This window comes from Bradyrhizobium sp. GW821-FHT13H05 (assembly GCF_058804065.1).
This window is the reverse complement of sequence record NZ_JBXAPO010000024.1, coordinates 37,221-60,225: the sequence shown is the minus strand read 5'-3', so window position 1 is coordinate 60,225 and position 23,005 is coordinate 37,221. Positions and strand designations below refer to the sequence as shown.

General features: G+C 63.5%; 18 protein-coding genes and 3 tRNA genes. 9 read left to right on the top strand and 12 right to left on the bottom strand.

What is annotated here, in order from left to right; all coding sequences use genetic code 11:
- Window position 1: 1 nt before the first annotated feature.
- On the bottom strand, window positions 2-1,306 hold the full coding sequence (locus tag AC1RR3_RS37660; protein ID WP_492830243.1) for a multicopper oxidase domain-containing protein: 1,305 nt from the start codon (window positions 1,304-1,306) through the stop codon (window positions 2-4).
- 153 nt (window positions 1,307-1,459) lie between these two features.
- Here AC1RR3_RS37660 and AC1RR3_RS37655 point away from each other — a divergent pair.
- The 7 genes from AC1RR3_RS37655 (at window position 1,460) to AC1RR3_RS37625 (ending at window position 9,130) form a co-directional block, all read left to right on the top strand.
- Window positions 1,460-1,544: transfer RNA gene (locus AC1RR3_RS37655), tRNA-Leu, on the top strand.
- A 179-nt stretch (window positions 1,545-1,723) separates the two neighbouring features.
- Entirely contained in the window at window positions 1,724-3,085 is a 1,362-nt protein-coding gene (gene tig, locus AC1RR3_RS37650) for a trigger factor (protein WP_492830241.1), read from the top strand.
- 311 nt (window positions 3,086-3,396) lie between these two features.
- The gene (locus tag AC1RR3_RS37645; RefSeq protein WP_426407393.1) at window positions 3,397-4,029 is read left to right on the top strand and encodes an ATP-dependent Clp protease proteolytic subunit; all 633 of its coding nucleotides are present in this window, start codon (window positions 3,397-3,399) and stop codon (window positions 4,027-4,029) included.
- Between the two features lie 447 nt (window positions 4,030-4,476).
- Window positions 4,477-5,748: an ATP-dependent Clp protease ATP-binding subunit ClpX gene (gene clpX, locus AC1RR3_RS37640; protein WP_018642420.1), complete on the top strand. Its 1,272-nt coding sequence runs from the start codon at window positions 4,477-4,479 to the stop codon at window positions 5,746-5,748.
- A 327-nt stretch (window positions 5,749-6,075) separates the two neighbouring features.
- Window positions 6,076-8,499 (top strand): endopeptidase La, encoded by a 2,424-nt coding sequence (gene lon, locus AC1RR3_RS37635; RefSeq protein WP_492830238.1) that lies wholly within the window; start codon window positions 6,076-6,078, stop codon window positions 8,497-8,499.
- Between the two features lie 87 nt (window positions 8,500-8,586).
- Window positions 8,587-8,991 carry a GFA family protein gene (locus tag AC1RR3_RS37630; RefSeq protein WP_492830236.1) on the top strand — a complete coding sequence of 135 codons (405 nt, stop codon included), beginning with the start codon at window positions 8,587-8,589 and terminating at the stop codon, window positions 8,989-8,991.
- Between the two features lie 62 nt (window positions 8,992-9,053).
- Window positions 9,054-9,130, top strand: a tRNA-Val gene (locus AC1RR3_RS37625).
- A 132-nt stretch (window positions 9,131-9,262) separates the two neighbouring features.
- Here the strand turns inward: AC1RR3_RS37625 and AC1RR3_RS37620 are convergent.
- Window positions 9,263-9,430, bottom strand: coding sequence for a hypothetical protein (locus AC1RR3_RS37620; RefSeq protein WP_492830235.1), 168 nt, complete (start codon window positions 9,428-9,430; stop codon window positions 9,263-9,265).
- 80 nt (window positions 9,431-9,510) lie between these two features.
- Here AC1RR3_RS37620 and AC1RR3_RS37615 point away from each other — a divergent pair, with 80 nt between their 5' ends.
- The gene (locus AC1RR3_RS37615; RefSeq protein ID WP_492830233.1) at window positions 9,511-11,100 is read left to right on the top strand and encodes an anti-phage dCTP deaminase; all 1,590 of its coding nucleotides are present in this window, start codon (window positions 9,511-9,513) and stop codon (window positions 11,098-11,100) included.
- Entirely contained in the window at window positions 11,087-11,947 is an 861-nt protein-coding gene (locus AC1RR3_RS37610; RefSeq protein WP_492830231.1) for a class I SAM-dependent methyltransferase, read from the top strand. The genes AC1RR3_RS37615 and AC1RR3_RS37610 overlap by 14 nt, the downstream gene beginning before the upstream one ends.
- 126 nt (window positions 11,948-12,073) lie before the next feature.
- Here AC1RR3_RS37610 and AC1RR3_RS37605 read toward each other — a convergent pair whose 3' ends face one another.
- The 10 genes from AC1RR3_RS37605 to AC1RR3_RS37560 form a co-directional block, all read right to left on the bottom strand.
- On the bottom strand, window positions 12,074-13,072 hold the full coding sequence (locus AC1RR3_RS37605; protein ID WP_492830229.1) for a cation diffusion facilitator family transporter: 999 nt from the start codon (window positions 13,070-13,072) through the stop codon (window positions 12,074-12,076).
- 2 nt (window positions 13,073-13,074) lie between these two features.
- On the bottom strand, window positions 13,075-16,284 hold the full coding sequence (gene ihpC, locus AC1RR3_RS37600; RefSeq protein ID WP_492830227.1) for a divalent metal ion exporter subunit IhpC: 3,210 nt from the start codon (window positions 16,282-16,284) through the stop codon (window positions 13,075-13,077).
- On the bottom strand, window positions 16,277-17,254 hold the full coding sequence (gene ihpB, locus AC1RR3_RS37595) for a divalent metal ion exporter adaptor subunit IhpB (protein ID WP_492830226.1): 978 nt from the start codon (window positions 17,252-17,254) through the stop codon (window positions 16,277-16,279). The genes ihpC and ihpB overlap by 8 nt, the downstream gene beginning before the upstream one ends.
- Window positions 17,251-18,525 (bottom strand): divalent metal ion exporter subunit IhpA, encoded by a 1,275-nt coding sequence (gene ihpA, locus AC1RR3_RS37590; RefSeq protein WP_492830224.1) that lies wholly within the window; start codon window positions 18,523-18,525, stop codon window positions 17,251-17,253. The genes ihpB and ihpA overlap by 4 nt, the downstream gene beginning before the upstream one ends.
- Before the next feature lie 56 nt (window positions 18,526-18,581).
- Window positions 18,582-18,869, bottom strand: a complete 288-nt coding sequence (locus tag AC1RR3_RS37585) for a hypothetical protein (protein ID WP_492830257.1) — start codon at window positions 18,867-18,869, stop codon at window positions 18,582-18,584.
- Between the two features lie 326 nt (window positions 18,870-19,195).
- Window positions 19,196-20,446 (bottom strand): peptidase T, encoded by a 1,251-nt coding sequence (gene pepT / locus AC1RR3_RS37580; RefSeq protein WP_492830222.1) that lies wholly within the window; start codon window positions 20,444-20,446, stop codon window positions 19,196-19,198.
- A 103-nt stretch (window positions 20,447-20,549) separates the two neighbouring features.
- The gene (locus AC1RR3_RS37575; RefSeq protein WP_492830220.1) at window positions 20,550-20,894 is read right to left on the bottom strand and encodes an HU family DNA-binding protein; all 345 of its coding nucleotides are present in this window, start codon (window positions 20,892-20,894) and stop codon (window positions 20,550-20,552) included.
- Window positions 20,895-21,089: 195 nt separating this feature from the next.
- Window positions 21,090-21,166: transfer RNA gene (locus tag AC1RR3_RS37570), tRNA-Asp, on the bottom strand.
- A 160-nt stretch (window positions 21,167-21,326) separates the two neighbouring features.
- On the bottom strand, window positions 21,327-21,530 hold the full coding sequence (locus AC1RR3_RS37565) for a hypothetical protein (protein WP_492830219.1): 204 nt from the start codon (window positions 21,528-21,530) through the stop codon (window positions 21,327-21,329).
- Window positions 21,531-21,671: 141 nt separating this feature from the next.
- Window positions 21,672-22,967 carry a spinster family MFS transporter gene (locus AC1RR3_RS37560; RefSeq protein ID WP_492830217.1) on the bottom strand — a complete coding sequence of 432 codons (1,296 nt, stop codon included), beginning with the start codon at window positions 22,965-22,967 and terminating at the stop codon, window positions 21,672-21,674.
- Window positions 22,968-23,005: the final 38 nt, after the last annotated feature.

Genomic DNA, 23,005 nt, shown 5'->3' with positions numbered 1-23,005 from the left:
CTCACTCCACCCCATACCAGCGCACCAGCCGCGGCGCGGCCCAGTCGGTCACGACGGACTCGAGTAGCCATCGGCCCGGTGAGGTCGCGGCGAACGCGATGCGCTGGGTCTGGCCGGGTTCGATCGCGAGCGTGTCGAGCCAGTAGGGCTTCCAGCCGTCGTCGAGCTTGTCGAGCAGACGGAAATGGTGGCCGTGCAGGTGGAACACGGTTGTGACCGGACCGGGGTTCTTCAGGGCCAGCACGACGGTGCGGCCGGGCTTGGCGCGGAAGGCGGGGGCGGAGTTGACGGAGAAACTTGCGGGCCGCGTCCAGCCGGCCTCGGGCGCGGCGAGCGCGACATCGAACCGCAGGGCGCCGCGCAGGTCGAGCTTCTCGGGCAGGTCGTTCGATGGGAGCGGCTGTGGCGGCAACAGCGGTGCGCGCCGCTCCAGTCTGCCCGAGACCTTGAGGCTCCCGATCTGGCGCGCCTCCTTGCCGTCATGGAGCAGGAAAGGGGCCGTTGTGGCCGCATCCACGAAGGCGTCGGCACGTGCGCCGGGCGCCAGCACCAGGGCGCCGTTGCGCGCCGGGAACGGCTCGGCCGGCTGGCCGTCCAGCGCCATCACCTGGACCTCATGGTTCTCCAATTTGATTGCCAGAACAGAGCGTTGGGAGCCGTTGATGAAGCGCAGGCGCAGCCGCTCCCCGGCCGAAGCTGAGAGTTCGAATGAAGTCTGTCCGTTAATTGTATAGAGCGCCGTCGTGTCCTTCGGATCCTGGCCCGGGGGCAGCGCGGTCCCGTCCGGCTGCAGGCGCCATTCCTCGATCAGAACGACCACGTCACGATCGACGGGGACCCGGCTGGACTCGTCGACGATGATCGGAAGCGGACGCGCGGGCTGCTTCTGGCCCTCCTCGAAGAGCCGAAAGTCGGCCAACAGGGTTCCCGCGTTTGGTATTGATATATTTGATGTTTCTGTTGCATCCGGCGCCACCGGCGCGCGGCCTCGGAACTGATCGGTGACGGCCGGGGCATTCAGGCCGTACCAGACTGGCGCAAGCGGCGCAGGCAGGTTGTTGCGGAAAACCACTTGGCAGTTGTCGAAGCGCTTCAGACGCACGTCCCCAATGTGGCTTACGGCGGCCAGCTCCCAGATTGGTGTAGCCGGTTGTCCCGGCCGGAGAGCCAAGGTTGCAGCCCTTGCCTGAAGGGCGAGCTGGGCTGTCACGGCAGGGGTCGCGCCGCCCGCCATCAGGGCGGCCGCAGAGGCTCCAAGTCCGGCCAGGACCTCACGCCGGGTCGGGTCGAAAATCCGCGGTTTCATGAGCTCGATCCGGACCACGCCGCGCTGGATAAGTCCAGCTATCGTGCCTACTTGGAGCCTGCCTCGATCAGGCCATTTTTTTGCTGCGAACAGTCGGGCACATGCTATAAGCCCGCCGCCCGCGGCATCGCGGCCGGTCTTGATGCAAATTACGCGGGCGTGGCGGAACTGGTAGACGCGCTGGATTTAGGTTCCAGTGACGAAAGTTGTGGGGGTTCGAGTCCCTCCGCCCGCACCAAGCGCTTTCAGCGTTTGCACGGATTACTGAGGGGCCTCGCTCCGCGCGGATGTTTTTCCGCCTGGAGCCGGGCTCGATGAACCACCGGCATTGAGGCGTTCGCCTCGCGCCGGATCGATTAATGACAGCGTCCCGACGCGTGAGCGTGCCGGGACCGAACGAGAAGAAGATTGGACGCCATGCAGGTCACAGAAACCCTCTCGGAAGGTTTGAAGCACGAGTTCAAGATCAGCGTTCCCGCGTCTGATCTCGACGCCAAGGCCGGCGCCAAGCTCGTCGACCTCAAGGACAAGGTCCGCATCAACGGCTTCCGCCCCGGCAAGGTGCCGGTCGCTCACCTCAAGAAGGTCTATGGCCGCTCGGTGATGGCCGAGACCATCGACCAGACCATCCGCGACGCCAACACGCAGCTGTTTTCCGAGCGCGGCTTCAAGCTTGCGACCGAGCCGAAGATCACGATGCCGAGCGAGCAGGCCGAGGTCGAGGAGCTGCTGAGCGGCAAGACCGATCTGACCTACACGGTCGCGATCGAAGTGGTGCCCGCGATCGCGCTCGCCGACTTCAAGACCTTCCAGGTCGAGAAGCCCGTCGCTGACGTGTCCGACACCGACGTCGACGAGGCGATCAAGCGCATCGCCGACACCAACCGCGGCTATGCCGCGAAGGCCGACGGCGCCAAGGCCGAACAGGGCGACCGCGTCACCGTCAGCTTCAAGGGCACCATCAACGGCGAAGCCTTCGAGGGCGGCACTGGCGAGGGCATCCAGGTCGCGATCGGTTCCAACACTTTCATCCCGGGCTTCGAGGAACAGCTCATCGGCATCGGCGCGGGCGAGACGCGCACGCTGAAAGTGTCGTTCCCCAAGAACTACATGAGCGAGAAGCTCGCCGGCCAGCCGGCCGAGTTCGAGACGACTGCGACGGCGATCGAGGCGCCGCAGGATGTCGCGATCGACGACGAGTTCGCCAAGACGCTCGGCCTCGAATCGCTCGACAAGCTGAAGGAAGCCGCGCGCGAGCGTCTGGCCGCCGAGTTCGCCGGTGCCACGCGCCAGCGCGTCAAGCGTGCGCTGCTCGACCGTCTCGACGAAGCGCATCGCTTCGAGGCGCCCCCGTCGCTGGTCGACGAGGAGTTCAATCTGATGTGGAACTCGGTCAAGGCCGAGATGGATTCCGCCGGCAAGACCTTCGCCGACGAGGACACCACTGAGGACAAGGCCAAGGAAGAGTACCGCAAGATCGCCGACCGCCGCGTGCGGCTCGGCCTCGTGCTCTCCGAGATCGGCGAGAAGAACAAGATCACCGTGACCGACGACGAGGTCGGCCGCGCCGTGATCGAGCGCGCGCGCTCGATGCCCGGCCGCGAGAAGGAAGTCTGGGACTATTATCGCAACAACGCCCAGGCGCTCGCCCAGCTTCGCGCACCGATCTATGAGGACAAGGTCGTCGACTTCATCCTCGAGCTCGCCAACGTGACCGAGAAGAAGGTCTCGCGCGAGGACCTGTACAAGGACGACGAGGCGGAAAAGACCGCCGCCTGAGGACGTTGAGACGGCAGCCTTCTATTAAGGATGATCCGCGATCAGGCCCCGCTAGCCATGTGGCTGGCTGGGCCTTTTTGCAAGAATCAGCTTCAAGTGCCTGGTGGATTAAGCCTTAATTCGCTCCGCACTTGTCTGGCGCGAATTGGGCTATATCTGTCGGTACACCCTGTACCCAAGCTCTACCTGTGTCCAAGCGTTCTACGTCTACCATCTTCCTGCATCACGGGCGTCCATCGGCCTTCCGGCAAATCCGGCCAAACCGGCAGCCAGAACCGGCGATGTCCGCCTCCTAAAACCCTAGGTGACTCATGCGCGATCCGGTTGAAACCTACATGAACCTCGTGCCCATGGTGGTCGAGCAGACCAACCGTGGCGAGCGCGCCTACGACATTTTCTCGCGCCTTCTGAAGGAGCGCATCATCTTCGTGACCGGCCCGGTCGAAGACGGCATGTCGACGCTGATCGTCGCACAGCTGCTGTTCCTTGAGGCGGAAAATCCGAAGAAGGAAATCTCGATGTACATCAACTCGCCGGGTGGCGTGGTGACGTCGGGCCTTGCGATCTACGACACCATGCAGTTCATCCGTCCGCCGGTCTCGACGCTCTGCACCGGCCAGGCGGCCTCGATGGGTTCGCTGCTGCTCTGCGCCGGCGAGAAGGACATGCGCTTCTCGCTGCCGAATTCGCGCATCATGGTGCACCAGCCCTCGGGCGGCTTCCAGGGCCAGGCCACTGACATCATGCTGCACGCCCAGGAAATCCTGAACCTGAAGAAGCGGCTCAACGAGATCTACGTGAAGCACACCGGCCAGACCTACAAGACGATCGAGGACGCGCTGGAGCGCGACAAGTTCCTCACCGCCAACGACGCGAGGGACTTCGGCCTGGTCGACAAGGTCATCGAAAAACGCGCCGAAGAGCCGGCGGCGAAACCCCAGTAACAATACTGGGCTGTGACGGCGATCCCTCAGGGGTCGCCGGGATTTCAGGGCAGCGTTCACGTTTAGGACGCGTGAGCGCGCTGCAAAACCTCGTTTTGCGCCCTGCGACAGGCAGAAAGTTCCGCTTTCGTGCTTGTTTTTCGTGGCAATCCAGCAACGGCGGGGTGATTTCGATCACTTCGCCCGTGCCAAGACCGGAAATCACGGTATTGTCACGGGTAGCCGTCGACCCCCGATTAGCGAATTCTTGATAGTCGGGTGACAGCATGGTTGGCTACGAATGATCGGCTATGATCGCGGGAGAATCGAGTGACCGTGATTCGCACGGGATGTAACGCGTAGGGTCTTTTTTGGTACGGAATTTGCTCTATTTGAGCTTCATGCCGATCGGTGTGTCGGGATGGGGCGATCGAGCGGAACGGGATCGAACCGCGGACGGAGACATGAATGAGTAAGGTCGGCACGAGCGACTCCAAGAACACGCTATATTGCTCGTTCTGCGGCAAGAGCCAGCACGAAGTCCGCAAACTGATCGCGGGTCCCACGGTCTTCATCTGCGACGAGTGCGTCGAGCTCTGCATGGACATTATCCGCGAGGAGAACAAATCCTCGCTGGTCAAGTCGCGCGACGGGATTCCGACGCCGAAGGAAATCTGCAAGGTGCTGGACGATTACGTGATCGGCCAGAGCCATGCGAAGAAGGTCCTGTCGGTCGCGGTGCACAACCACTACAAGCGCCTCAACCACCAGACCAAGCACAACGACGTCGAGCTTGCGAAGTCGAACATCCTGCTGATCGGTCCGACCGGTTCGGGCAAGACGCTGCTCGCGCAGACGCTCGCCCGCATCCTGGACGTTCCGTTCACGATGGCCGATGCAACGACGCTGACCGAAGCCGGCTATGTCGGCGAGGACGTCGAGAACATCATCCTGAAGCTGCTCCAGGCCGCCGACTACAATGTCGAGCGCGCCCAGCGCGGCATCGTCTACATCGACGAAATCGACAAGATCAGCCGCAAGTCCGACAATCCCTCGATCACGCGCGACGTGTCGGGTGAGGGCGTGCAGCAGGCGCTGCTGAAGATCATGGAAGGCACGGTGGCTTCGGTCCCGCCGCAGGGCGGCCGCAAGCATCCGCAGCAGGAATTCCTGCAGGTGGACACCACCAACATCCTGTTCATCTGCGGCGGTGCGTTTGCCGGCCTCGAGAAGATCATCTCGGCGCGCGGCCGGTCGACCTCGATCGGTTTCGCGGCTCAGGTGATGGCGCCGGAAGACCGCCGCACCGGCGAGATCTTCCGTCACGTCGAGCCTGAGGACCTCCTGAAGTATGGCCTCATCCCCGAATTCGTCGGCCGTCTGCCTGTCGTGGCGACGCTCGAGGATCTGGACGAGACCTCGCTGAAGAAGATCCTGACCGAGCCGAAGAACGCGCTGGTGAAGCAGTACCAGCGCCTGTTCGAGATGGAGAACATCGAGCTGACCTTCGCCGACGAGGCGCTTGGCGCGGTCGCCCGCAAGGCGATCGAGCGCAAGACCGGCGCGCGTGGTCTGCGTTCGATCCTCGAAGCGATCCTGCTCGAGACCATGTTCGACCTGCCGGGCCTGGAAGGTGTGGAAGAAGTCGTGATTTCCCGCGAAGTCGTGGAAGGCACGGCCCGTCCGCTCTACATCTACGCCGATCGGACCGATCGCGCCGTCGAGAATGCCAGCGCCTGATTTTGCGGCGCTGGAACGCTCCAATCGTCTTATCAAGTGTGGGCTGCGGAAAGTATCTCCGCAGCCGGTGTTGCGTCGCTTATTCGCGTGCGTAAGCGCCTGATGGCGCGCGTCTTTCAATGACTTGACACCCCCCCGGTCGATAGCCACCTAATGTCGACGGCGAAGCGAGAATTCTGTTCAAGATTCGCCTCAGTTCCGATCCGGCAAGCCTGGTCCAACCTGCGAATGGTAGACCGGATTTGTGGATCACCTCGGCACCTTGTGGCGGTTGCGCAATGAGCATGGCGGACTGCGTGCGAGGGGGCAAAGCAAAAGGAAAAGGCCATGACTAATCCAAAACCCCGGCCAACCATCGTCCATGGCGAAACGCACGCCTATCCTGTGCTGCCGCTGCGCGACATCGTCGTCTTCCCGCACATGATCGTTCCGCTCTTCGTCGGACGCGAGAAGTCGATCCGCGCGCTCGAAGAGGTGATGAAGAACGACGCGCTGATCATGCTCGCGACGCAGAAGAACGCGTCCGATGATGATCCGGCACCCGATGCCATTTACGAGACCGGTACGCTTGCCAGCGTGCTGCAGCTCTTGAAGCTTCCCGACGGCACCGTGAAGGTGCTGGTCGAAGGGCTCGAGCGTGCGCGCGTGCAGAAATACACCGATCGCGCCGACTATTACGAAGCGACCGCAATTGCGCTGGCCGACACCGACGCGAAGTCGGTCGAGGCGGAAGCGCTGTCGCGTTCGGTCGTGTCCGACTTCGAGAGCTATGTGAAGCTCAACAAGAAGATCTCGGCCGAAGTCGTCGGCGTCGTGCAGGCGATCACCGATTTCGCCAAGCTCGCCGATACCGTTGCCTCGCATCTCGCCGTCAAGATCGCGGATCGGCAGGGCATCCTGGAGACGCTGTCCGTCACCACGCGCCTGGAGAAGGTGCTGGGCCTGATGGAGAGCGAGATCTCGGTGCTGCAGGTCGAGAAGCGGATTCGTTCTCGGGTCAAACGACAAATGGAGAAGACCCAGCGCGAGTATTATCTCAACGAGCAGATGAAGGCGATCCAGAAGGAACTCGGCGACGACGACGGTCGCGACGAGCTCGCCGATCTCGAAGAGAAGATTTCCAAGACCAAGCTCTCCAAGGAAGCGCGCGAGAAGGCGCAGCATGAATTGAAGAAGCTGCGCCAGATGTCGCCGATGTCCGCGGAAGCGACCGTCGTGCGCAACTACCTGGATTGGCTGCTGTCGATCCCGTGGAACAAGAAGTCCAAGGTGAAGAAGGATCTGGAAGCCGCGCAGGCGGTTCTCGATGCCGATCACTACGGGCTCGAGAAGGTCAAGGACCGCATCGTCGAGTATCTCGCGGTGCAGTCGCGCGCCAACAAGCTGACTGGACCGATCCTGTGCCTCGTCGGACCTCCCGGCGTCGGCAAGACCTCGCTCGGCAAGTCGATCGCGAAGGCCACGGGGCGCGAGTTCGTGCGCGTCTCGCTCGGTGGCGTGCGCGACGAGGCCGAGATCCGCGGTCATCGCCGCACCTATATCGGCTCGATGCCCGGCAAGATCATCCAGTCGATGCGGAAGGCGAAGTCGTCCAATCCGCTGTTCCTGCTGGACGAGATCGACAAGATGGGCGCCGATTTCCGCGGCGATCCGTCCTCGGCCTTGCTCGAGGTCCTCGACCCCGAGCAGAACGGGACCTTCAACGATCACTATCTCGAGGTCGACTACGATCTGTCCAACGTGATGTTCATCACGACCGCGAATACGCTGAATATTCCCGGGCCGCTGATGGACCGCATGGAGATCATCCGGATCGCGGGCTACACCGAGAACGAGAAGGTCGAGATCGCGCGCAAGCACCTGATCCCGAACGCGGTGTCCAAGCACGGCCTGGACTCCAAGGAGTTCTCGATCGATGACGATGCGCTGCTGCTGTTGATCCGCCGCTACACCCGCGAAGCGGGCGTGCGTAATCTGGAGCGTGAGCTCTCCACACTCGCCCGCAAGGCGGTGAAGGAGCTGATGATCTCCAAGAAGAAGTCGGTCAAGGTCACCGAGAAGACTCTGGAAGAGTTGCTCGGCGTGCCGAAGTACCGCTACGGCGAAATCGAGAGCGAACCGCAGGTCGGTATCGTCACCGGCCTTGCCTGGACCGATGTCGGCGGCGAGTTGCTGACCATCGAAGGCGTCATGATGCCCGGCAAGGGCAAGATGACGGTCACGGGCAATCTGCGTGACGTGATGAAGGAGTCGATCTCGGCGGCGGCGTCCTATGTCCGCTCGCGTGCGATCGTCTACGGCATCGAGCCGCCGCTGTTCGACCGCCGGGACATCCACGTGCACGTGCCGGAAGGCGCGACGCCGAAGGACGGTCCGTCGGCCGGCGTGGCGATGGCCACCGCGATCATCTCGGTCATGACCGGCATCCCGGTCCGCCACGATGTCGCGATGACCGGCGAGATCACGCTGCGCGGCCGCGTGCTGCCGATCGGCGGCCTGAAGGAGAAGCTGCTCGCCGCTGCCCGCGGCGGCATCAAGACGGTGCTGATCCCCGAGGACAACGCCAAGGATCTCACGGAGATTTCCGATGCGATCAAGGGCGGCATGGAGATCATCCCGGTCTCCCGTCTCGACGACGTCGTTGCCAAGGCGCTGGTGAAGAAGCCCGTGCCGATCGTCTGGGAAGAGGACACCAAGGTGACGGTGAAGCCCGACGGCGACGAAGCCGCCGGCGGCCTGACCGCTCACTGAGATCGCAGCTCGAAAAGATGATAGAACGGCGCCTTCGGGCGCCGTTTTTGTTTTGAGGGCAAGGGACGAGGGCAAGGGACGAGGGCGATGCAGATCGACGGGCAGTGCCATTGCGGGCAGATCACCTATGAGGCCGAGATCGATCCTGAAACGGTCTCGGTCTGCCATTGCCGGGACTGTCAGACCCTGACCGGCTCGCCGTTCCGCGTCACGGCGATCTGCACCGAGACCGACGTGAAGCTGACCGCCGGCACGCCAAAGGTTTACGGCAAGCGCGGCGACAACGGCCGGATGCGCTTCCAGCATTTCTGCGCCGAGTGCGGTTCCCCGCTGTTCACCAGCGGCGAGGGCGACCAGGCCGACGATTGGGGCATCCGCTGGGGCTCGATCCGCCAGCGCGACCAACTGCGGCCCGTGAGGCAGATCTGGTGCCAGTCGGCGGCGGTCTGGATCGACGCGGTACCGCTGCTGCCGGGCAGGCAGGGGGATTGAGGCTTAGGAATTGAAGTTCCGCGCTTGCCCGTCCGGGGCCTGTGAGGCTAAAGAGGCGGCGAGGGCGATTAGCTCAGCTGGTTAGAGCATCTCGTTTACACCGAGAGGGTCCGCGGTTCGAATCCGTGATCGCCCACCACTTCGAGAGTGCCTACAGGTACTTCATGCGGGGCGCAGGTCCATTGCAATGCAATGGTCGGCCATACTTTAGCGAGCAGGCTTCCGGAAGGTACAGTTATGGTAAAATAGGGCGACTTTTGCCGCTTTTAAACTAGGCTGTCTTTTTGAATTTTTCTCGCTGCTCGCCCGCAGCCGCAAAACTTTCGGATTTCTGGGTATCTACCACAAATTGTGCGCTTGCGCGGTTAGCCATTTCGCGGATAGCTGATGTAAGCTGTTCCAAATCAGCTCGAGCTTGCTCTTTGCGATCGGTGTTCATTGTTGCCCTCACCACAGATCAGAATCGAGCGCTTAACTTATTTAGCACGCTAGATATTCGCAGTTAAGAGTGTCTTAAGCATGAGTTCTTCGAAAAGCCAGCCCTCCGCCTTGGATTATCCAGAGCTTGTCGTTGGCCTAGCTGCTCCTATCGGAGTGGATATGGACCAAATAACGGCCAGCATCGCGGCTGCATTCTGGGCAGTCGGCTATGAAAGCTGTCTGATTAAACTCACGGCAGAGATATCTCGATATCCAATTACAGACGATAGCGCGACGCGGGAAATAGAGAAGTTCGCCGGCGCTGATACGTTTAACACGTATATGCGGAAAATGAGCGAGGCTAACGCTCTCCGTAAGCAGTATGTCGATCCTGCAGTTCTTGCTCGAATAGCGGTCGAGGCCGTACGAGCCGAGCGCAAAGCCAAAACGGGGAGCGTCAGCGTCCTTAAGCCGAAACAGATCTACATTGTGAGACAGCTCAAGCGGCCCGAAGAAGTCAGTCTGCTTCGCAAGGTATACGGGCGTCAATTCGTGCTTGCGTCTGCTTACGCCGCGGAGAATGAAAGGAAGGAGCAGCTTGGTCGTCGGTTGCGAGCCGAGCTCTCTACTGCCGCAACGCCTGCTGAGATAGGTTATCTGGCTGAGCAACTGATCGAAAGAGACGCTAGCGAGGACCAAGATTCTTATGGCCAACAGCTCAGCGAGACCTTTCATCTCGCAGACGTGTTCATCGATGGTTTGAACAAAGCTCGGATGGACGAAAAGCTTGAGCGTTTTGTCGCGGCTCTTTTCGGACGAAACGACATCGCTCCTTCCAAGGACGAATACGGGATGTACGCAGCGAAATCCGCCTCGCTTCGATCCTCCGATCTTTCAAGGCAGGTTGGGGCGGCACTGTTTACGGACGATGGTGAGCTGGTTACTCAAGGATGTAACGAGGTTCCTAAGGCGCTTGGTGGGACTTATTGGGATCTAGAAACACCTGATCATCGCGACATAAAGAAAGGATATGATCCCAACGACCAGCACAAAAAAGAGATTGTGCGCGATTTGGTCGAGCGGCTACGTAAGATGGACTATCTTAGTCCAGAGCTTCTCCACATTGGGAACGATGCTCAGATCGTTGATCATCTTATCTCAAAGAACCAGGCTGAGGCTCGACAGGGAGCGCTTGTTGGATCGCGGGTTATGGACCTGACAGAGTATGGCCGAGTTGTTCATGCGGAGATGTCGGCAATTTGCGATGCTGCGCGTCTCGGGCGAAGCATCAAGGGGACTACTCTCTACTGTACCACCTTTCCTTGTCACAATTGTACGAAGCACATACTCGCGAGCGGAGTTAAGCGGGTTGTATATATGGAGCCCTATCCCAAGAGCCGTGCAAAAGAACTTCATCCTGATGAAGTCTCGATAGAATCGGAGATTCCTTCGCGGGTCTCCTTTGTTCCGTTTATGGGAATATCGCCATTTCGATACAGGGACCTATTCCAGAAGGGAAAACGGAAGGCGCGGGATGGGAAGGCGAAGGACTGGTATTATGACGATATGAGGCCGATGATAGATATGGTGGTACCATCTTATCCGGATAATGAAGCTTGGGCGCTCGCTCCCTTGCTAGGTGTCGTCAAACCGTCCACTTCAGATGAAGGCCCCAATGCAACAGCCTAGCGGACACGAGCGGAACGCCGACCAGATCGCCTATTGGAACGGACCAAGCGGACAGCGCTGGGCCGATCGCCACGCGGCGCAGGAGAGCCTGCTCGGACCCATTGCCGACGCGCTTATCGCGCGCGCGAAACCAAGGCCGGGCGAGCGCGTGATCGATGTCGGCTGCGGCTCCGGTGCGACGACGTTCGCGTTCGCGAAGGCTGTTGCGCCTGATGGCTTCGCACTCGGCCTCGACGTCTCCGACCCGATGCTGTCGCAGGCGCGCGCGTTGGCGCCGAAAGGCCTGCCGCTCGATTTCGTGCTCGCGGATGCAACGGTGCATCCGTTCGAGCCGGCGAGCTTTGACCTGCTTGCCTCGCGCTTCGGCGTCATGTTCTTTGCCGATCCCATTGCGTCCTTCACAAATCTGCGCCGGGCGCTGAAGCCGTCGGGGCGGCTCGCCTTTGCATGCTGGCGCGAGCCGAAGGAAAATCCGTGGATGATGGCGCCGTTGATGGCGGTCTACAAACACGTGCCGAAAATGCCGCCGGTCGGGCCGGAAGAGCCGGGACCATTTGCTTTCGGGTCAGAGGAACGCGTGACGCGCATTCTGAAGGGGGCAGGCTTCGTCGATGTCGCGATGGAGCCGCAGAACCTGCCGATGGACGTCGCCATCGGCGGCGGCCTCGATGCCGCCGTCGACGGCGCGCTCCAGATCGGCCCCGCCAGCCGTGCGCTCCAAGGCCATCCGCCGGAGACATATGCGGCCGCAAGAGCCTCGATCCGCGAGATGCTGACGCCGTTCCTGAAGGGGCAGAGCGTGGCGTTACAGGGCGCGATCTGGATCGTGACGGCGAAGGCAGCGTAGACGCCACTCTCACCACGCCGTCATTGCGAGCGGAGCGAAGCAGTCCGGACTGTTTCCACGGAGGCAGCCTGGATTGCTTCGTCGCTTCGCTCCTCGCAATGACGATGAGGAGGCATTGTTGCCTCCTCACACCACCTCATCCGGTGCCAACGCGCAGCCATTGTCCGGATGCGTCTCGATCTGGAGCGTGGTGTGGCCGATGCGGAAGGACGCCTTCAGCTGCTGCGCGGTCTCCATCAGGAAGGCATCGCCAGCGCCGTTGGGCATGCAGAGATGACACGTCAGCGCCGTCTCGGTGGTCGAGATCGGCCAGACGTGGAGGTCGTGGATCCCTGACACGCCCGGCCGCTCCAGTAGAAACAGCTTGATTGCGGCGATGTCGGTGCCCTTGGGGGCGGCCGCCATCGACATGTCGATCGAGCCGCGCAGCAGGCTGGTCGTGCTCCAGAGGATGGTGAGGCAGATCACGAGGCTGGTGACGGGATCAAGCCAGAGCCAGCCGGTCCAGATGATCAGCGCTGCCGAGATCACGACGCCGAGTGAGACCGCGGCATCGGCCGCCATGTGCAGATAGGCGCCTTCGATATTGATGTCGTCCTTGCGGCCGCTTGCGAACAACATGGCGGTGAAACCATTGATGAGGATGCCGATGCCGGCGACCACCATCACGGTGACGCCCGCAACCGGCTCCGGCTCGCGCAGCCGCAAAATCGCCTCCCAGCCGATCGCGCCGGTTGCGACCAGCAGGAACACCGCATTCGCCAGCGCGGCCAGAATGGTGGAGGCGCGAAAGCCATAGGTGAAGCGGCCGCTCGGCGCGCGCCGCGCTGCGATCGACGCAGCCCAGGCGACGACGAGGCCGAGCACGTCGGACAGATTATGGCCGGCGTCCGCGAGGAGCGCAGTGGAGTTGCCGATATAGCCATAGACCGCCTCGGCCACGACCAGCGCGGTGTTCAGCGTAATGCCGATCGCGAACGCCTTGCCGAAATTGGCGGGCGCATGGACATGCGCGTGACCATGGCCATGGCTGTGGCCGTGACCATGATCATGATCATGATCATGATCATGCGAATGGCCGGCATGGTCATGATGGTGACGGCCGTGGTGGTCGTGGCTGCCCAAACCTAGTGCTCCCCGGTTTCAGCCAAATCAGGCACCATTGTAGGCGTTTCGGCAGCCCCGTCACGCCGGAACAGTAAATAGAGCGCCGGCAGCACCAGTAGCGTCAGCACGGTCGAGGAGATGATGCCGCCGATCACCACGGTCGCCAGCGGCCGCTGCACCTCGGCGCCGGCGCCGGTGGCGAGCGCCATCGGCACGAAGCCGAGGGAGGCGACGAGGGCCGTCATCAGCACCGGCCGCAGCCGGGTCAGCGCGCCCTCGCGCACGGCCTCCGCGATGGGGCGTCCTTCGCTGCGCAGCCGCTCGATGAAGGCGATGATGACGAGGCCGTTGAGCACGGCGACGCCCGACAGCGCGATGAAGCCGACGCCGGCGCTGATCGACAAAGGAATGCCGCGCAGCAACAGCGCGGCGACGCCGCCGGTCAGCGCCAGCGGCACGCCAGAGAACACCAGCGCCGCATCGGCTGCCGATCCCATGCCCATGAACAGCAGCAGGAACACCAGCAGCAGCGCCACCGGCACCACGATGGTCAGCCGCTTGGTGGCCGAGACCAGCTGCTCGAACTGGCCGCCCCAGCCGATCCAGTAGCCCGGCGGCAGCTTGACCTTCTCGGCGACGGCCTCCTGCGCCTCGGCGACGAAGGAACGCAGATCGCGCCCGCGAACGTTGGCCATCACCACCACGCGGCGCTTGCCGTTCTCGCGGCTGATCTGGTTGGGGCCGGGCGCGATCTCGATCGTCGCGACGGAGGACAGCGGGACGTAGCGGAGCGCGGTGCTCCCACCCGGCCAAGCGGTTTTCGTGACGGCGGCGGTATCCTCGCCCGGCGGCAGCGGGATCGGCAGCGACTTGATCGTGTCGGGGTCGGCCCGCAGGCTTTCCGGCAGGCGCACCACGATGTCGAAGCGGCGATCGCCCTCGAACAGCTTTCCGACCGGCTTGCCGCCGATCGCGATCTCGACCAGGTTCTGCACCTCGCTGAGGCTGAGGCCGTAGCGCGACAGCGCCTGGCGGTCGAGCCTGACCGTGAGGATCGGCAGGCCCGCGACCTGCTCGGTCTTGACGTCGGCGGCGCCCTCGATGGCACGGACGACACCGTTGACCTGCTGGGCGATGCCGGCGAGCAATTCGAGATCGTCGCCGAAGATTTTCACGCCGACGTCGCTGCGGATGCCGGCGATCAGCTCGTTGAAGCGCATCTGGATCGGCTGGGTCATGCCATAGGCGGTGCCGGGCAGGGTGTTGGCGGCGCGCTCGATCTCCTCGATCACCTCGTTCTTCGGCTTGGCGGGATCGGGCCATTCGTCGCGCGGCTTCAGCGTGACATAGGTGTCGGCTGCGTTCGGCGGCATCGGATCGTTGGCGATCTCGGCGGTGCCGACCTTGGAGAAGATGGTCGCGACCTCCGGCACCTGCTTCACCGCCTTCTCCAGCCGGAGCTGCATGTCGACGCTCTGGGTCAGGCTGGTGCCGGGAATCCGGATGGTCTCGATGGTGATGTCGCCTTCGTCCAGGCTCGGGATGAATTCGCCACCCATGCGTGTTGCCGCGAAGAGGCTGCCGGCGACGATCAGCACGGCACCGAACGCGACGCTGCCGCGGTAACGGATGGCGCGGTCGAGCAGCGGCACGTAGAACCGCTTGGCGGCCCGCATGAAGACGTTTTCCGTTTCCGAGACCTTGCCGGTGACGACAATCGCAACCGCAGCCGGCACGAAGGTGACCGACAGCAGCGCCGCGCCGGCAAGCGCCATCAGCACGGTCAGCGCCATCGGTGTGAACATCCTGCCCTCGGTCCCCGTCAGGGTCAGGACCGGCAGATAGACCACGGCGATGATGAGCGTGCCGAACAGGCTCGGCTTGATGACCTCGCTGGCACCCTCGCGAATGGTCTGCATCCGCTCTTCCAGCGAGAGCAGGCGCCCGCGCCGGTGCTGCTCGGCCGCCAGCAGCCGCAGGCAGTTCTCGACGATGATGACGGCGCCGTCGACGATGATGCCGAAGTCGATCGCGCCCAGACTCATCAGATTGGCGCTGACCTTGCTCTCGACCATGCCCGTGATCGTGAACAGCATCGACAGCGGGATCACGCAGGCCGTGATCAGCGCGGCGCGGATGTTGCCGAGGATCAGGAACAGCACGGCGATCACCAGCGCCGCGCCCTCAATGAGGTTCTTCTCGACAGTCTGGATGGTGGCTTCCACCAGATGCGTGCGGTCGTAGACCGCGCGCGCGATCACGCCGTCGGGCAGTGATTTCGCGATCTCCGTGAGCTTCGCCTTCACGCGTTGCGCCACGCTGCGGCTGTTCTCGCCGATCAGCAGCATGGCGGTGCCGAGTACCGTCTCCGTGCCATTGGTCGAGGCTGCGCCGCTGCGCAGGTCCTGGCCCTCCTGGACGTCGGCGACGTCGCGGATGCGCACCGGCACGCCGCCACGCGAGCCGATCACGATGTCCCTGATGTCCTCGATATTGGCGACCTGGCCGGGCGCGCGGACCAGATATTGCTCGCCGTTACGCTCGATATAGCCGGCGCCGACATTGGCATTGTTGGCGGCCAGCGCCGTCATGATGTCGCGGAAGCCGAGCTTGTAGGCCATCAGCCGGCCGGGGATCGGCAGCACGTGGAATTGCCGCTCATAGCCGCCGATCGAGTTGACCTCGACCACGCCGGGAATGGTGCGCAGCTGTGGCTTGATGATCCAGTCCTGGATGGTGCGCAGCTCCGTCGGCGTGAACTCGGCGCCGGTGGACGACTTTGCACCGGCCTTGGCCTCGACGGAGTAGACGTAGATCTCGCCGAGCCCGGTGGAGATCGGCCCCATCGCGACCTCGGTGCCGACAGGCAGCTGATCCTTCGCCTGCTGGATGCGCTCGTTGACGAGCTGGCGCGCGAAATAGATGTCGGTACCGTCCTGGAACACGACAGTGACCTGGCTCAGACCGTAGCGCGAGATCGAGCGGGTATAGTCGAGCCTGGGCAGGCCGCCCATCGCGGTCTCGATCGGGAAGGTGATGCGCTGCTCGGCTTCGAGCGGCGACAGGCCCGGCGCGCGGGTGTTGATCTGGACCTGCACGTTGGTGACGTCAGGCACCGCGTCGATCGGCAGGCGCGTGAAATTCCAGGCGCCGAAGGCGCCGGCCGCGAGCGCGAACAGGACGACCAGCCAGCGCTGGCGGATGGAGAGCGCGAGGAGGGCCTCAATCATGGTCGGCGTCTCCCTTGCCCATCTCCGCCTTCACCACAAAGCTGTTCTCGGCGACGTAGCGTTCGCCGGCGGAGAGGCCGGCGCGGATCTCGACGAATTTCGGGTCGGAGTCGCCGAGCTCCACCGGGCGTGCCTCGATCTTGTCGCCGTCCTCGCGGACGAACACGATGGTCCTGTTCTCAAGCGTCTGGATCGCGCTCCGGCGCACCGCGACCGCGACGTTGCGGGCGGCGAGGATCAGCCGCGCCGTGACGAACAGGCCGGGACGAAGCCGGCCGTCCGGATTTGGCAGCACCACGCGCGCGAGCGCGGTCTGCGTTTCGCTGCTGCCGATCGGCGCGATATAGGAGATCGTGCCCTTGATCTCGCCGCGGCCGTCGTCGGGATCGATCAGCACCTCGTCGTTGAGGTGGACGCGCTTCAGATCCTGCCGATAGATCGAAAGCTCGACCCAGATGGTTGAGAGATCGGCGACAACGAAGCCCGGCTTCTGCTCGGAGGCGTATTCGCCGAGCGAGATCTGCCGCTCGATGACGGTGCCGGCGATCGGCGCCTTCAGCTCGTAGACGGTGAGGCTCTGGTTGCTCTCGATCGCGGCGAGCAGGTCGTCCTTGGCGACCTTGTCGCCGATGCGCTTCTGGATCGATTTTGCGACACCGGGAAAGCGCGGCGTCACCTGCACGACGGCTTCCTGGTTGGCGCGCAAGATGCCGTTGAAGGACAGCGTGTCAGTCAGCGTCGCGCTCGCAGCTTCCGCCAGCGCCACGCCGGCGGCCGCGAGCTTGACGTCGGAGATGCGGATGCGGTCGGCGCCATGCTCGTCCTGCTCGACATGGTCGTTCGGCTTATCCGGCTTCTTGTCCGCGGCATGCTCGGCGGGCGTGACCTTGGCCGGGGCGAGCAGGGAATAGCCGTAAGCGCCGAGCGCGGCGGCAATGACAGCGACGAGGATGGTGGAAGATGTCTTCATCGCGCGCTCTCCCGGGCCAGCGCAAAGGGATTGCCGACGAGGCCTTCGATGGTCGCGACCCCGGCATGGAAATTTTGCAGCGCCTCCTGCTCGCGCAGCCGCGCTTGCGTCACGCTCGCCTGGGCGTCGAGCACTTCGAGCAGGGAGAAGCGGCCCTGGCCGTAGCCCTGCGCGATCGCTTCCGACGCTTCGGTCGCCTTCGGGATCGCAGTCTCGCGCAGCACGGCCAGCTCACGGAGCGAGCCCTGGAGCGAATCGTAGGCGCGGCCGGCGATCACGATCAGCGTGTTGCGGTTGGCCTCGCGCTCGGCCTTGGTCTTGGCGAGGCTTTCCTGGGCCGAGAGGATATTGCCCTGGTTCTGGTCGAACACGGGAATCGGCACCGAGACGGTGAGGCGCGCCGCATCGTCATTGGTCTCGTTGAAATGGCGCCAGCCGGCGGCGATCCGCACGTCGGGATAGGGCCGGAGGCGCGCCATCAGCAGCTCGGCATTGCGCTGGGCATACACCGCGGTCCAGCGCACCAGCTGCGGATTGGCGTCGATGGCGGCGACGACCGACTGGAACGATGGTGGCTTGACCATGGAATCGAGCCGGCCCGAGACCTCGCCGAATTTCGCGGCGGGATCGCCCATCAGCACCGCGAGCTCGCGCCGCGCGCTCGCCAGTGTTGCCTTGAAGCGCTCGCGGTCGGCCTTCACCAGGGCGGAGGCGACCTCGGCGCGGCCGGTCTCGGCCGGGGAGGAGGCGCCGGCCTCGACGCGGCGGCGCAGCAGCGGCGTCAATTGATCGATAGCTGCGATCTGCTCGTCGAGGATCTGGATGCGCCGCTGCGCGCCGAGCACGCTGAGGAAGGCGATCGCGGTCTCCGACAGCACCTCCAGCCTGACCGCCTTGCGCTGGATTGCGGCGACCTCGATGCCGGCCGCGCCCGCGGCAATCCGCGCGTCGCGCTTGCCGAACAGCTCGAAGGCCTGACTGATCTGGAGCGTGGTCTCGGCGGATTTGGTGCCGCGATAGATGCCCGAGCCAAACGAATTGTCCTGCTCATAAGACAGTTCCGGGTTGAGCAGGGCGCCCGCCTGGATACGCTGGCCCGTGGCGATGCCGACGTCGCGCTCCGCCGCCGTCAGGCGCGGGCTTGCGGCGAGCGCGCGCGAGAGCGCCGCGCGCATCGTCAGGGTCTGGGCGTGAGCGTGCTGCGTCAGCCAGGGGCTGACGACAATCGTCATCGCGCACAAAAGGCGCGCGGCAGTCCGTCTGCAAGACATGAAGGTGACCTGTGAACAATAGCATCGTGGGCGCATGCGGCGCCCGGCTGATCAGTTCAGGTCAGATGTTTGGGGGGTGGCGAAGCGGTATCTAACGCAATGCCGATCAGCGTCGGCTCGCGCTGCGGGATCGGGGCGGCAACCATGTCAGCGGCGGCTCCAGCCAGCAGGGGTTGCGCGACAGCGACCGAGAAGCAGCCGTGGCAATGATGGCCGCCAAGCGCCTTGTGGTCGCCATGGCCGGCTGCGCCGTCCTCGAGGATCGAGGCGATCTCCGAGCCGCCGGAGGGGCTGGTGACATCGATGTCGTGTGCGCCGTGGAGCACGCCCGAGAGCAGGTACATGGTGGCCACCAGCACAGCCACCAGCCCGCGCAAGTTGCGCAGGTTCCAAAAGCTGGAAAGGCGGCAGATCGAAATCACTGTGGCACTCAGGTTCCTGATCCGCCTCGGGTAGCATGGCGGCCGGAACAGTGTCGACCCGCAATAGTGTTACGTGGGGGGAACTCGATGTCGCACGGCAAGACACGGAAAGGCCCCAGCCCGGGGCTGACCGGCTGAGGCCTTTGTGCTCACATTCTCATCCTTGGGACTCGGGACGCCAACGCGCTCCGCGCCGGATCGTTCCCCAGCGCCTGGAATTATTTTGCGCCCGTCGCAGGGAATAGACCCTACGCCTTCTCCTCCCAGATCATCGCCAGGTGCACGATCGTCTGCACTGCCTTCTCCATGTCCTGACGGCTGACCCATTCCAGGCGCGAGTGGAACGCGTGCTCGCCGGCGAAGATGTTGGGGCAGGGCAGGCCCATGAAGGACAGGCGCGAGCCGTCAGTGCCGCCGCGGATGGCGGTGCGCATTGGCCGCAGGCCGGCGCGGCGGATCGCCTCGATGGCGTATTCGAGGATGTGCGGGTGACGGTCGATCACCTGCTTCATGTTGCGGTATTGCTCGCGCACCTCGAACTTGTAGGTCGAGCGCGGATAGTCCTTCATCACGTCCTTGACGATGTCCTCGAGCAGGACCTCCTTCTCCTTCAGCCCTTCCTCGGTGAAGTCGCGTACGATGAAGGAGAGCGTGGCCTGCTCCAGCGCGCCCTCGATGCCGATCGGATGCAGGAAGCCCTGCTTGCCTGACGTCGTCTCCGGCGAGCAGCCTTCCTTCGGCAGCCGCTCGACGATGGCGGCTGCGATCTTGATCGCGTGCTCCATCTTGCCTTTGGCATAGCCGGGATGAGCGCTGACGCCGGTGATGGTGATGGTGGCGCCGTCAGCCGAGAAGGTCTCGTCCTCGACGGAGCCTGCGCTCTCGCCGTCCATGGTGTAGCCGAAATCGGCCCCGAGCTTCTTGATGTCGACATTGTCGACGCCGCGGCCGATCTCTTCGTCCGGCGTGAACAGGATCTTGATGGTGCCGTGCTTCACATCGGGATTGTTGATGAAGAAATACGCGGCATCCATGATCTCGGCGACGCCGGCCTTGTTGTCGGCGCCCAAGAGCGTGGTGCCGTCGGTGGTGACGATGTCGTTGCCGATCTGGTTCTTCAGCGCGGGATGTTCGGCGAAGCGGATCACCTGGCTGGTGTCGCCCGGCAGCGTGATGTCGCCGCCGCGATAGTTCTTCACGACCTGCGGCTTGACGTCCTTGCCGGTGACGTCGGGCGAGGTGTCCATGTGCGAGCAGAAGCAGATCACCGGCACCTTCTTGTCGGTGTTGGCCGGGATCGTTCCGTAGACGTAGCCGTAATCGTCGAGATGGGCGTCGGCGATGCCGATGGCCTTCAACTCGGTGACGAGGACGCGGCCGAGATCCTTCTGCTTCTCGGTCGAGGGCGAGCTGGGGGATTCGGGATCGGATTGGGTGTCGATGGTGACGTAGCGCAGGAAGCGCTCGGTCACGGTGTGCGTGAAGGTGAGGGAGGACATTTCTGGTCAAACCGCCGGGGTCAGGGAAGCTCGCGGTATACCAGAAAAGCGGGCCAGGATGCGGCCGGAACGGCGCGGATCAGGCTTAACAAAAGGTAGCTTCTCAGATCGCCTCTTTCAGTTCCTTGACCGGGCGGAACGCCACCTTCTTGCTGGCCTTGATGTGGATCGCCTCGCCGGTGGCGGGATTGCGGCCGGTGCGCGCGGCGCGCTTGCGAACCTGGAGGATGCCGAGCCCCACGATCCGGACCCGGTCGCCCTTCTTCAGGTGCTTGGTGATGAGCTCGACCATGTCGGTCAGGACGGCCTCGGCGTGCTTCTTCGAGAGGTCCTGGCTCTCCGCGATGTCGGCGGCAAGGTGCTTGAGCGTGATGGTGGCGGGAGCGGCAGCCTTCTTCGCCGAATCCTTCTTGGCCGAATCTTTTTTAGCCGAATCCTTTTTAGCCATGTCTGGCCTCCTCAATGACAGGGAACCCCCGGAAAAACCGGAAAAGCGTGGGGATTCCTCTAAGTCCTGGAAGGCGTAGACGATTCGGGCGAGGGCTGACTATGCCGCGAGTTCCCGATTGCCGCCGGCAATCGCTGACAAAGCCGCGAAAGGCGTCGAGAGGTTCGGGCTAAGGCTATGAAGGGATTGCCAAAATGGCGCGAGAGACGGGGCTCGAACCCGCGACCTCCGGCGTGACAGGCCGGCGCTCTAACCAACTGAGCTACTCCCGCGTGGTTCGCTGAAAGCGCGCGGAACGAGGGGGGACTTAAAGGCGGGGCTGGGTGAAGTCAAGGACGTTGCGCTTGGCCCGCGCGTCCCAGCTAAGCATTGCTCTGGAAAACGAAAAAGGCCGCCTCGCGGCGGCCTCTGGTCAGCCCGGAACAGGGCGTGTCAGCGAATCTCGGACGTGCCAGCGCTCGTCACCACCACCGGCTTGCCGGCCTTGATCACGTGGGTGGACTGGGCGGTCTGGCTGTAATCGGCGTTGGTGCGGGCAGCAATCCCGAAACCGGCCACTGCAATGCCGGCCAACAGCGCCACCACGACGATCTTCAGGTGGGTACCACGGTCTGCGGAGTGAATTGAGTGGTTCATATGAGCCTCCCGACGGGCTTTGCCGCCGTCTATGGCTGTTCTTCTAAGGACCGTCTGTTTCCGGATGGTTTCGCGGGTTCCGCAAAATGGTTTCATGAATACGCCCGGTTGGTTTCGCCGGGCTTGCGGCTGAAACCGGCCTCAGGTGGCCGCTCGGCCGATATCGGCCCGGATCGAGCGCGCGGCCCAGATGAACAGCAGGGCGCCGAGCGTGGTCGTGACCGCCGCCGAGAGCAGCGAATAGCGCACGGCGTCGGCGCCGTAAGCCCCCTTGAGGGCGTCGTTGACCACGCCCACGGCGAGCGGGCCGACGCCCTGACCGAAGCAGGTGGCGGTCAGCGCAATGAGGGCGGAGGCCAGCGCCCGCATGCTCGGCTTGGCCACGGTTTGCGCGATCGCGAAGATCGGTCCGAGATGGAAGCCGACCAGGAACGAGGTCAGCGCCAGCATCGCCACCATCATCGCAAAATCCTGCGTCAGCATGCACAGCGCGAACACCGGGCCGGCGAGGCCCGAGGTGATCGCGGGCGCCCATAGCTTCCAGCGGTCGTCGCGGCGGCTGATTTGCGCCACCACGAAGCCGCCGAGCAGGGTGCCGGCCATGCCGGCGAGCCCCTTGAAGGTGCCGGCATAGGTGCCGATCTCGGCGCTCGACAGATGGTGCACGCGGGCCAGGAACGGCGGGATCCAGGCTGCGGTTGCGTAATTGGTGTAGGTGGTCAGGCAGAACCCGATCAGCACGATGATGAAGCTTCGCTGTGAGGCGAGGAAACGCAGCGTCGGCCCGAGCGGCTCGGGCACAAAGCTTTCCTGCATCGCGCCGCGCTTCGGCTCGGAGACCGTCAGCCACAGGACCACCGCGAGCAGGATGCCGGGCAGGCCCGCGACATAGAACGCCGATCGCCAGCCATAGTGCTGGTTGACATAGCCGCCGACGAAATAGCCGAGGAAGACGCCGAGATAGGTGCCGATCGCGTAGATGCCGAGTGCGCGCGGGCGCTCGTTCTTGGTGAAGAGATCGGCGACGATCGACTGCGAGGCGGGGGAGCCCGCGGATTCGCCGATGCCGACGCCGATGCGCGCCAGTGCCAGCGAGGTTACGCTCGAGGCCGCGCCGCACAGCGCCGTCATCGCGCTCCAGAACGCAAATGCCATCGCCACGATGTTGCGCCGGTTGAGCCGGTCGGCGACGCGCGCGATGGGAATGCCGAGCAAGGAATAGAACAGCGCAAAGCCGAAGCCTGCGAGCAGGCCCATCATGGTGTCGCTGAGCTGAAACTCCTTCTTGATCGGTTCGATCAGGACGTTGAAGATCGTGCGGTCGAGGAAGTTCAGCGCGTAGATGATGGTGAGCAGGCCCAGCACGTAATAGCGCCGCGCCGAGGGCTTTGCCGCGGCGGCCGTTTGCACCGACACTTGTGACGTCACATCGACCATCGCTTCCCCCAATTTGTCTTTGTTATCGTTGTCGGTCC